Source organism: Calditrichota bacterium (assembly GCA_014359355.1).
Lineage (GTDB): Bacteria > Zhuqueibacterota > Zhuqueibacteria > JANLFK01 > Oleimicrobiaceae > Oleimicrobium.
In genome coordinates this window covers 1-10,856 of the sequence record JACIZP010000157.1, presented here as the reverse complement: position 1 = coordinate 10,856, position 10,856 = coordinate 1, and the positions used below count along the sequence as shown (strand labels likewise).

General features: G+C 60.3%; 12 protein-coding genes. 11 read left to right on the top strand and 1 reads right to left on the bottom strand.

Annotated elements, in window-relative coordinates; all coding sequences use genetic code 11:
• From H5U38_06455 to H5U38_06405, 11 genes are all read left to right on the top strand, one after another.
• Positions 1-182 (top strand): magnesium transporter (locus H5U38_06455; GenBank protein MBC7186659.1); only part of this gene is annotated, 182 nt, incomplete at its 5' end.
• A 448-nt stretch (positions 183-630) separates the two neighbouring features.
• Complete coding sequence (locus H5U38_06450) at positions 631-1,296, top strand: thioredoxin family protein (GenBank protein MBC7186658.1); 666 nt, start codon at positions 631-633, stop codon at positions 1,294-1,296.
• On the top strand, positions 1,297-1,998 hold the full coding sequence (locus H5U38_06445; protein ID MBC7186657.1) for a cytochrome C biogenesis protein: 702 nt from the start codon (positions 1,297-1,299) through the stop codon (positions 1,996-1,998).
• A gap of 13 nt (positions 1,999-2,011) precedes the next feature.
• Positions 2,012-2,458 carry an arsenate reductase ArsC gene (locus tag H5U38_06440; GenBank protein MBC7186656.1) on the top strand — a complete coding sequence of 149 codons (447 nt, stop codon included), beginning with the start codon at positions 2,012-2,014 and terminating at the stop codon, positions 2,456-2,458.
• 62 nt (positions 2,459-2,520) lie between these two features.
• On the top strand, positions 2,521-3,639 hold the full coding sequence (arsB, locus tag H5U38_06435; protein MBC7186655.1) for an ACR3 family arsenite efflux transporter: 1,119 nt from the start codon (positions 2,521-2,523) through the stop codon (positions 3,637-3,639).
• 17 nt (positions 3,640-3,656) lie between these two features.
• Entirely contained in the window at positions 3,657-3,908 is a 252-nt protein-coding gene (locus H5U38_06430; protein MBC7186654.1) for a TM0996/MTH895 family glutaredoxin-like protein, read from the top strand.
• Between the two features lie 53 nt (positions 3,909-3,961).
• Positions 3,962-4,468 (top strand): thioredoxin family protein, encoded by a 507-nt coding sequence (locus tag H5U38_06425; protein MBC7186653.1) that lies wholly within the window; start codon positions 3,962-3,964, stop codon positions 4,466-4,468.
• Positions 4,469-4,602: 134 nt separating this feature from the next.
• Positions 4,603-5,163, top strand: a complete 561-nt coding sequence (locus tag H5U38_06420; protein ID MBC7186652.1) for a sigma-70 family RNA polymerase sigma factor — start codon at positions 4,603-4,605, stop codon at positions 5,161-5,163.
• Positions 5,164-5,215: 52 nt separating this feature from the next.
• Positions 5,216-5,701 carry a zf-HC2 domain-containing protein gene (locus H5U38_06415; GenBank protein ID MBC7186651.1) on the top strand — a complete coding sequence of 162 codons (486 nt, stop codon included), beginning with the start codon at positions 5,216-5,218 and terminating at the stop codon, positions 5,699-5,701.
• Positions 5,698-6,216, top strand: a complete 519-nt coding sequence (locus H5U38_06410) for a periplasmic heavy metal sensor (GenBank protein ID MBC7186650.1) — start codon at positions 5,698-5,700, stop codon at positions 6,214-6,216. Before H5U38_06415 ends, H5U38_06410 begins: the two co-directional genes overlap by 4 nt.
• 3 nt (positions 6,217-6,219) lie before the next feature.
• A complete protein-coding gene (locus H5U38_06405) occupies positions 6,220-6,561 on the top strand; it encodes a hypothetical protein (GenBank protein MBC7186649.1) in 342 nt (113 codons plus the stop codon).
• A 483-nt stretch (positions 6,562-7,044) separates the two neighbouring features.
• Here the strand turns inward: H5U38_06405 and nifJ are convergent, their stop codons facing one another.
• Positions 7,045-10,572, bottom strand: coding sequence for a pyruvate:ferredoxin (flavodoxin) oxidoreductase (gene nifJ, locus H5U38_06400; protein ID MBC7186648.1), 3,528 nt, complete (start codon positions 10,570-10,572; stop codon positions 7,045-7,047).
• Between the last annotated feature and the right edge of the window lie 284 nt (positions 10,573-10,856).

The window sequence follows — 10,856 nt, the reverse complement described above, 5'->3', positions numbered from 1 at the left end:
TCGGCCTGTCCATGGTGTGCATCATCTTCATTTCCAACCTCCTGGGGAGCCTCCTGCCCATCGTTGTGACCAAGTTACGCCTCGATCCGGCGGTGGTCAGCAGCCCCTTGATCACCACCCTGATCGACGCGCTTGGACTATTGATCTACTTTACTGTGGCAAAGTTGGTGATTCGGTTCTGAATGGGGGCAGAAGTGGCGTACCGGGGGCATGCGGTCGTGGCCTTCCAGGGACAGCTTGTGCGTGGCGTCTGGTGGGCCTCAACTTGCGGGCGTGGAGCCCGAGAAAGGTAGAGAGATGAATCGTACGGCAAGAATAGCGGTCGTCGTTGTGTTGCTGGTGGCAGTGGGTGTTGTGCTGCTATTGCGTGGCAGAGTGGGCAAGGGGACACGTCAGGCAGCACCTGTCGCGGAACTGACAGCCGGAGCGGAGAAAGACTTGGGGACTGGAGCCGAGGCGCAAGAGGTGACGTCCGGGCAAGAGTCTGCTGAGGCTGTAGAAGTGGCGGCGCCTGCGGTCCTTCCCAAGGGCACTGTGGCCCTGGTGAACGGCAGGGCAATTACCGAGCAATATCTACGCACTACCTTCGAGAGCCTGCCGCCTCAGTACAAGCAGGAGTTTGAAGGCGACATGGAGGCCTTTTTGGACCAGCTCATTGTCCGGGATTTGCTCCTCAACGAGGCCAGGCGCCGCGGGCTGACGGCAGCGGATTCCTCCGGGGGCGAGAGCCAGGACGGTACCATCCAGGCGCTGGTGGACGCCTTGGGGAGCGCCGTGCAAGTGTCAGATGCCGAGGCCAGACGTTTCTACGCCGAACACGCCGACGAGGTACAGGGTGCCACTTTTGAGCAGGTGGAGGGCAGCATTCGCGACTATTTGGGCCGACAGAAGTTCGTCGCCTCTGTCTCTTCGCTTATTGACAGCCTTCGCTCTGCGGCGAAGATTGTCAAGAACGAGGAATGGTTGGCGGCACAGCGAGCTGCCCAGCCACCGGACCCGCTGGAGCCTGCGTTGCGCAGCGGTAAGCCTACGGTGCTCGACCTTGGCTCCGACACCTGCGTCCCGTGCAAGATGATGAAGCCCATCTTCGCCGAGCTGGAGAAGGAGTACGAAGGGAAGGCGAATATCTTGCTCTTGGATGTATACCAGCATCGACGGTTGGCCCGCCAGTATCAGGTGCGGGTCATCCCCACGCAGGTCTTCTTTGACCGCCAAGGGAAGGTCTTCTGGCGCCATGAGGGTTTCATGTCCAAAGAGGAAATCGTCAGCAAACTGCGCGAGTTGGGACTGGAGTAGATGCGAGCGGTTCTGGAGTGGCTTTCCTTGGCCATGGGTGGTTCGCCCGCCCTGGCCCTCGTTGGGGCTTTCTTGTGGGGCCTCTTGAGCATCCTGGTGAGTCCTTGCCACTTAGCAAGCATCCCGTTAGTGGTTGGTTTCATCGACGGCCAGGGGCACGTCACCACCAGGCGCGCATTTGTGCTCGCCCTGGTTTTCGCCACCGGGATACTGCTCACCATCGCCCTAGTGGGCGTGCTGACCAGCCTCGCGGGCCGCATGTTGGGCGACCTGGGTGCGGTGGGCAACTATGTCGTGGCGGTCATCTTTTTTGCCATCGGTCTTTATCTGTTGGGGGTGATGGACGTGCCTTGGCTTGGCGGAGGGGCGCATCCCAGCCTGCATAGGGGAGGTCTGTTGGCTGCCCTGGTTATCGGCTTGCTCTTCGGACTCGCGCTGGGGCCGTGCACTTTTGCCTTCATGGCGCCGATGCTCGGGGTGGTCTTCAAGGTGGCCACGTCAAACGTCGTCTATGCAATTTCGCTGGTACTGGCCTATGCCGTGGGACACTGTTTCCTCATCGTGTTGGCAGGCACGTTCACGGGGGCAGTGCAAAACTACCTGCAGTGGAGCGAGCGTTCACGGACTACGGTGGTAGTACGACGCATCTGCGGCGTGTTGGTGATTGTAGGGGGGCTTTATCTCCTGTGGACTGCAGCTTGAGACGGGAGGGCCCATGGAGAGAAAGCTGAGAGTGCTCTTCTTATGCACCGGCAATTCGTGCCGCAGCCAGATGGCCGAGGGCTGGACGCGCCACCTGAAGGGCGACACCATCGAGGCCTGGTCTGCGGGCATTGAGCCAAAGGAGGTCGACCCACGCGCGGTGGCCGCCATGGCCGAAGCTGGCGTGGACATCTCGAGCCAGCGTTCCAAGCACGTGCGCGAGGTGATGGACATTCCCTTCGACTATGTGGTCACCGTATGCGACCACGCCCGCGAAACGTGTCCAGTGTTTCCCGGTGCGGGCAAACGAGTGCACAGGGGTTTCGAGGACCCTCCGGAACTGGCGCGCCGGGCGCGCACCGAGGAGCAAGCCATGGAGATCTACCGCCGTGTGCGTGACGAGATCAGAGCGTTCGTGGAGGAGATGCCCGGTGTGTTAGTCGCCCTGTCTTCGGCATAGCGCCCGATCGGTGGCAAGAACGGGAAGTCAATGGAACGCAAACTGTCGGAAAGGAAGGCGGGATGAGTGAGCAGACCGGTAAGCAGCTGTCTCTCTTGGACAAGTTCCTGACCTTGTGGATCTTCTTGGCGATGGCAGGCGGCGTGAGTTTGGGCTACCTGGTGCCTGGGGTGACGCGCTTCATCGCCAGTCTGCAAGTCGGCGCAACCTCTTTGCCCATAGCGGTGGGACTTATCCTTATGATGTACCCGCCGTTGGCAAAAGTCAAGTATGAAGAGATGGGGAGAGTATTCCAGAACAAGCGGCTTCTGGTCTTGTCGCTTCTCCAGAACTGGGTCGTGGGGCCCATCGTCATGTTCTTGTTGGCGATCCTGTTTCTGCGTGACCATCCAGACTATATGGTCGGTGTCATTCTCGTCGGATTGGCGCGCTGCATCGCCATGGTCATTGTCTGGAATGAGTTGGCCGAAGGGGACCGTGAACTAGCTGTGGGTCTGGTCGCCTTTAACGCCGTGTTCCAGGTCCTCTTCTACGCTGTCTACATCTACCTGTTTATCACTCTGGCCTTGAATTGGCTGGGACTGGCAAAAGGTATTGACGTTCACATCTCCATTTTGGAAGCGGCCAAGACAGTGTTCATCTACCTTGGCATCCCTTTCCTTGCCGGGCTGATCACGCGCACGACCTTACTCCACCGCAAAGGGCGCGAGTGGTACGAGAACGTGTTTACGCCAAAGATCAGTCCCATCACCCTGGTGGCGCTGCTTTTTACCATCGTAGTAATGTTTTCGCTCAAGGGCGAGTACATCATCAAGCTGCCGCTCGACGTGCTGCGCGTGGCCGTGCCGCTGACCGTGTATTTCTTCCTGATGTGGTTTGTGACGTTCTTACTTGCCCGCCGACTGGGAGCAAACTACGCGCAGGTGACTGCGGTCTCCTTTACGGCCGCCAGCAACGACTTTGAACTGGCCATTGCCGTGGCGGTGGCGATCTTCGGCATCCAGTCGAACCAGGCGTTTGCCACCGTGATCGGCCCGCTGCTGGAAGTGCCAATCCTGGTCAGCTTGGTCAATGTCGCGCTGCGGCTCAGGCCGAGGATGGGCCCTGCCGAGGCGGGCCCCTTGGCTGCACCGACATGGTTGGTTGATGTGGTTCGATTGTCGAGGAGGGAAAGAAGATGAGTGAACAGTCTCGGGTGTTGACGATTCAGGTTGTTGGTCCGGGGTGTCCCCGCTGCGACACTTTGGAGCGGCGGGTGTACGACGCGTGTGCTGAGCTGGGTCTGGCGGCGGACATCGTGCATGTACGAGATTTGAAAGAATACGCAAAGCTGGGCATCGTCTTTACCCCGGCGCTTGTGGTCGATGGCAAGGTGGTGCTGAGCGGGCGAGTCCCATCGCTTGCTGAGCTGAAGGACCTCCTTGGGAAGCTGGCGGGATCAGAAGCCTGAGCATGGGAGTCCGCCTGCACCGTTGAGGTCGACGACGACCAGGAGGGCATGAGATGGGAGCCATAACAACCGTCACCATCAGCGGCCGGCCGGTGGGCCTGATTGGGGTGGAAGAGGCGCTAGCCGAGGCAAAGGTACGCCGCTTTGCACACGACGAAGAGGTGAAAACTTTCCTATTGGCGGCTATCAAGGCGGAGAACTACGTTCCCCCACAGAAGGAGGCGGAGTACGGAGAAGCGTTGCTCAAGCTCTATCGCAAAGCTATGGGGATGGCAGTAGCCGAAGACGAGAGTAGTCCCGGTTTGGTCATCCGTGTATTGGGCCCTGGGTGCACCTTCTGCGAGCGCATGACGGCCGATATCCTGGCCATCTTGGCGGAAATGGGGGTCGCGGCCGATTTCCAGCACGTGCGCGACCTGAAGGATATTGCGCGCTTTGGTCTGGTGCCTACGCCAGCCTTGGTTATCAATGGCAAGGTGGTGGCGGCTGGTCGCGCACCCTCACGCACACAACTGAAGGCCATGATTGAACAGGCCATAGGCGGCGCCCTCGACCGTTGAACCTCCACGTATCTCGACTTTGATAGTGCGAATGAACAGGTCCTCTTGCGAGGACCTGTCGTTTTTTTCGCACGTTCTTGTCTGCTCCGGTGTCAAACATTATTGAACAGACAGTGCCTCTTGAGAAGAGACAGGTGCACAACGATTTGATTGACAGGATCGCGGCTGGCGACGCCGAGGCGTTCACCGAATTCTACCGGCAGTATGCACGGCTGGTGTTGAACCTCTGTTTCCGTTTGGTGAGGGACCGTGAAGACGCCAGCGATCTGACGCAGGAGGTCTTCGTGAGGGTCTTTCGGCAGGCGAGCTCCTTCCGGCACGAGGCCCAACCGCTGACCTGGCTCTATCGCATCGCCACCAATTTGTGCCTCAACCACTTGCGGCGAGCCAAGCGGCATGACCCGCTTGGCACAATCGAGGAGCTGGAGGAAGCAAGCGGAGTACAGGTTGCTCATGGCTCGGAGCGCCCCGACGTGCTGGCGGAGCGGCAGGAGGCGCAACTGCTGGTGTGGCGGGCGATAGAGTCCTTGCCACCGGCGCAACGTGCAGCCCTGGTCCTGCAGAAGTACGAGGGGCTCTCTTGTCAGGAGATTGCCGCCATCATGGGCTGTTCGGTTGCCTCGGTGCAGTCGCGCCTGCACCGCGCCAAGGAGAATCTGGCGCGGGTGCTCTCTGCCGCGCTCCGTGAAGAATGAGCGCATGTTTTCGACGAGGTGGGTGTCAAATAGGATAGACGAGGTGAGGACAATGAGGTGTGCCAAGGTACAAGAGTGGCTCTTGCTCTACGTAGACGGCGAGCTATCCGAGCGCCAGTCGCAGCGGGTGGCTGACCACCTGCGCGAGTGTGCATCTTGTGCGCGTCACGCCGCGCGCTTGGGGGAGCTGTGGCAGGCGGTTGCGCCCCCGGTGGAGTTGACGCCCTCGGCTGCGCTATGGTATCGGGTGAAAGCGCGCACGATAGACGCCGGGCAGGAACAGGGTCGCTGGGCCGCTTTTGGCGCCAGGTGGGTGCCGGCCTTATCGACGGCCGGGGTGGTGGCTTTGGGTGTGGCGGTGGGCTTGTTGCTGGGCAGGCTGCTCTTTGGGCCCTCGGCGGAGGTAGGGCGCTCGGCCAACACACGGTCCCCCGAGCAACTCGATGCGTTGAGCTACCGATTGGTCTTTGAGACACTCCCGCCTGGGTCCTTGCCCAGGGCTTATTCCGACTTAAGCTCAGGAGGAGGCCCGCGATGAAGCAGAGAGCTCTCCTGCTGGCGCTACTCTTTTCAGCGACCGTGAACATCGTCCTAGTGGCGACTCTGACGGCGCGGTTACTGCTCGCCTCGCGGCGGGAGGTCTCGCCTGCAAGGCCCCTGTGCGAGGGCCTGGCGCTCTCCCCGCACCAGGCACAGGCCATCGACAGTACGCGTCATTGCTTTGCCGCAGAGACGGGGGGGGTGTGTCTGGCGCTGCACAGGGAGCGCCTGCGGTTGGTGGATTTGCTGGTCGCCGAAGAGCCTGACACGCAGGCAATTGCGGTGTGCATGGACAGGATCGACTCCCTGCAGTCCATCATGCAGCGGCGCGCCGTGGCAGCCATCATGCGCGAACGCCGGATTCTCACGCCCGAGCAGGCCACTGCCTACTTGGCTATGATCAGAGCAAGATTGAACGTGGATCTGCCTTGTCAACGCCTCGAGGGGGCAGGCGGCCAAGGGGGTGCAGATTGTCCTGTTGTCCGGAGCGAATGTCCAAACCAGAGGAGGTGAAGGATGCGTAAGAAACTTTTCGTCGTCGGCCTGCTGGTCGCAGTGGCGTGCTTCTTGTTGGGATTTACTGCCATCGACGATGGCAAGCAGGTGAAGAGCACGCCGTGCAAGGAACAGGTGGTCGAGAAGTGCAAAGATAAGAACGCAAAGGGGGAGTGCAAGCACGAAGGCCAAGCGTGCGACGAGCAATGCAAGCAAAACTGCGAGCAGCAGTGCAAGGAGGAGTGCAAAGATAAGGCCTCTTGTGCTGAGAAGCACGCTGCGGGTGAGTGCAAAGGACACGAGCCTGGCGCTTGCAAAGGCCAGTGCCAAAAGAGCCAGCTCAAGAAAGACGAAAAAAAGTAGCTGGCGCGAACATGTTCTTTGGGGAGGTCGCTGGCCCTGCGGCCTCCCCTTTTTGTTTCCGCCGCTGTCGACCGCTGCTCTGTCCCGGCGGTGTGAAGTTGACCAACGTTCTGCCGCAGCGTCCGTCAAACCGCCAATGGCGTGTGGCTATCGGTCCTATCCGTGGTTGACTTTCTCAAGGGGGTAAGGCGCGGCCATCGGCCTTATTAGCGGTTCCCACTCAGCTCGGAGAGCAAAGACTTCCGAGCCATGCGGTCGCCGTGGCGGCAGCTCGCGACTTCGCTTTACGCCACAAAGGTACGTCAGTTCGTGTGGTCCGTGTCGTTCCTATAGCCTTGGCCAGGTGCGACAGCCGACAAGGGTCGTGAGCATCGCTGCTATCTGTGGTTGGGTTCCCCCTGGGGAGGGTGGTGACGGTTTATGGCTACTGCCTACGCAAAAGAGGGTCCCACTGACATCCAGGGGGACCCTCCGTTTCAGCTCCTACTCAGCCAGCTTCTTGTAGAAGGCGTAACGCTCCTTGACCACCTCCTGGAACTGCGGCCAGTAGTTCTGCACCTTCTCCGGGAAGTTGATCTTGAGCGAGTTGTAGCGTTTCTCGCCTTCCAAGAACTCTGCCACAGGGATCTGCGGTTCCTTCGAATCGAGAATGAAGGGGTTCTTGCCTTCCTTCTTGAGCATGGGGTTGTAGCGGTATAACACCCAGTAGCCCGCATCCACCGCCTTCTTTTCTTCCTGCTGCGTGAAGGACATGTCGATCCCGTGATTGATGCAGGGAGCGTAGGCAATGATGATGGACGGCCCCTTGTAGGCCTCAGCCTCCACCAGCGCCTTGAGCAACTGATTCTTGTTGGCGCCCATGGCCACCGAGGCCACGTACACATAGCCGTAACTCATCATCATCAGTCCCAAGTCTTTCTTCTTGGTCGGCTTGCCGGACTCGGCAAAGCGGGCCACCGAACCGAGCGGCGTGGCCTTAGAGGCCTGACCGCCGGTATTGGAATAGACCTCCGTATCCAGGACCAGCAAGTTCACGTTGCGTCCTGCGGCCATGACGTGGTCCAGGCCGCCGTAACCGATGTCGTAGGCCCAACCGTCGCCGCCGATGGCCCAGATGCTCTTGTCCACGAAGTAGCTCTCCAGCTCGCGAATGCGGCTCAACACCGTCTTCGCCTCGTCGCCAGCCTTGGCGATCGCCCCGGGGAGCAGCCGCTGAATGAGGCGCGCGTTCTCCATGGCGGTCTGGCTCGTGTCCTCCCACAGCTCCTTGGCCTTGAGGAGCGCGCTCCTCAGCTCGCCATCCACGCCCATGGCCAGGATGCGGTCCACGTGGCTCAGCAATTGCCGACGGTTCGCATCCACTGCCAAGCGCATGCCAAAGCCATATTCAGCGTTGTCCTCAAAGAGCGAGTTCGCCCAGGCAGGGCCGTAGCCCTCGGGGGTCTTGGTGTAAGGGATGGTCGGGAAGGTGCCGCCCCAGATGGAGGAGCAGCCAGTGGCGTTGGCGATAATCATGCGCTCGCCAAAGAGTTGCGTCAGCAGGCGTACGTACGGCGTCTCGCCACAGCCGGCACACGCACCCGAGAACTCCAACAGTGGCTGCCGGAACTGGCTCCCTTTGACCGTAGTCTCTTTGACCACGGTGCTCAACACGTTTTCGGGCAGTGACAGGAAGAAGGCGACATTGTCGTTTTCCCCTGCTGCCCGTTCCTCCTCGATGGGCTTGGCCACCAGCGCCTCTTTCGGGCATTCGTTGACACAATTCAGGCACCCGACGCAGTCCTCCACGAATACCTGCACCTTGTAGTCGTATTGCTCGCCATCCTTGCCGGTGGCGCGCAATGTCTTGAAAGTGGCAGGTGCGCCACTCAGCAAGGTGCGATCGATGAGCTTGGCGCGAATGGCCGCGTGCGGACAGACGAACGAGCACTGGTTGCATTGGATGCAGTTTTCCGGGATCCAATGCGGCACGTAAGGCGCAATGCCGCGCTTCTCCAAGGCGGAGGTACCTGACGGCACATATCCATCGAAGGGCATCTGGGAAACCGGAATCTGGTCGCCCTTCTCGCGCATGATGGGCTCGATGACGTTCTTGGTGAACTCGTCCGCATCGTCGGGCACGAGCTTCTTAGCCTCGCGGTGCTTCCCGGGGAGGGTGGGAGGTACTGGCACTTCCACAAGTGCCTCCGCCGTCCTGTCCACTGCCGCCCAGTTCATCTTCACCAAGTCTTCGCCCTTTTTGCCGTAGGTCTTCTTGATGGCCTCCTTGATCATGGCGATGGCTGTGTCGCGGGGCAGCACGCGGGAGATGAGGAAGAAGGCGACCTGCATCACCGTGTTGATCCGCCGCCCGAGCCCCACCTCCTCCGAAATGCGCAGCGCGTCGATGTTGTAAAACTTGACCTTCTTCTCGATGATGGTGCGCTGCATGTCCTCGGTGAGGTTCTCGAATGCCTCTTCGCGTGACCAGTTGGAGTTGAGCAAGAAGACGCCGCCTTCCTTGATTCCTTCCAGCACGTCGTAGCGGCCGATGAAGGCCTGGTTGTGGCAGGCGATAAAGTCGGCGTCCTCCACCAAGTACGCGGACTGGATTGGCGAATGGCCAAAGCGCAGGTGACTGCGCGTGATGCCGCCCGACTTCTTGGAGTCGTACTGGAAGTACCCCTGCGCGTACATGTCGGTGTTGTCGCCGATAATCTTGATGGAGTTCTTGTTAGCACCGACTGTGCCATCGGCACCCAATCCCCAGAATTTGCAGGAGATGGTGCCCTCCGGCACGGTATTGAGCCGCTCGTTGATCGGGATCGAGGTGAAGGTGACATCGTCGGTGATGCCCACCGTGAAGCCGTGAGTGCACTTGCCATCTAAGTGGTCGTACACCGCTTTGACCATCGATGGCGTGAACTCCTTGGAGGAGAGGCCATAGCGGCCGCCGATGATGGTGACCTCCGGTCGCCCTTTCAGCGCCGCCACTACGTCTAAGAACAAGGGCTCGCCAATGGAGCCTGGCTCCTTGGTTCTGTCCAGCACCGCGATCTTGCGCACCGTCTTGGGCACGGCCTTGGCGAACTCCTCGGCGGCAAATGGCCTGAACAGGCGCACCTTCACCAGACCGAGCCTTGTGCCGCGCTTGGCGTTCAGGTAGTTGATGGTCTCCTCGATGGTCTCGCAGCCGCTGGCCATGGCCACGATCACCTTGTCGGCGTCCGGCGCGCCCACATAGTCGAACAGGTGGTACTGCCGGCCGACGTACTTTGCCAGCAGATCCATGTACTCCTGCACGATGGCCGGGCAGGCCTGATAGTACTTGTTCACCGTCTCGCGGCCCTGGAAGTAGACATCAGGGTTTTCGGCACCGACTTTGACGCGTGGCCTCTCCGGATTCAGGGCGCGGCTGCGGAACTCCTCGACGTAGCGCCAATCCAGCATCTCTCGCATGGTGTCGTAGTCGATGACTTCGATCTTTTGAATTTCGTGCGAGCTGCGGAAGCCATCGAAGAAGTTGAGAAAAGGCACTTTGGACTTGAGGGTAGCCAGGTGCGACACCACCGCCAGGTCCATGATCTCCTGGATGGAAGCGGCAGCCATCAAGGCAAAGCCGGTGTTGCGGGCAGACATCACGTCGGAGTGGTCGCCGAAGATCGACAGCGATTGGCAGGCAAGCGAGCGCGCCGACACGTGGAAAACCGTGGGCAGCATCTCGCCGGCGATCTTGTGCATGTTCGGCAGCATGAGCATCAGCCCCTGCGAAGCGGTGAAGGTGGTGGTGAAGGCCCCTGCCGACAGCGAGCCATGCACCGCGCCCGCAGCCCCTGCCTCCGACTGCATCTCGATCACATCCACCACCTGGCCGAAGATATTCTTCCGTCCCTTAGCTGCCCATTCGTCGGCGAGTTCCCCCATGGGGGAGGAAGGCGTAATCGGGTAGATGGCTGCCACGTCGCTGAACGCATAGGCCACGTGGGCAGCAGCCGTGTTGCCGTCCATCGATGTTTTCTCAAAACGTCTCATGGCAATCTCCTCACCTTAGCGTACTCTCTCATGCGCGCTCTCCGAGGCCGCTCAGTCATGCGCGACCTCCGGGCACGCAAGGTCGCAATGTACAAATTTCCCGCGAATCCGTCAACCGATTTGTGCCTGCGGCCGGGGTTGGAGTTGGCCTGAGATGTATGGCTGCGCGCCGCGGGTGTTCAGGGCAGGCGCGTGGCTGCCGCTGTGCACAAATTCAGTGTGGCACTGGGGGCTTGCGGTGCACAGGCAGCCGACAGTCGAAGGCATTGGGTCCATGATGAGAA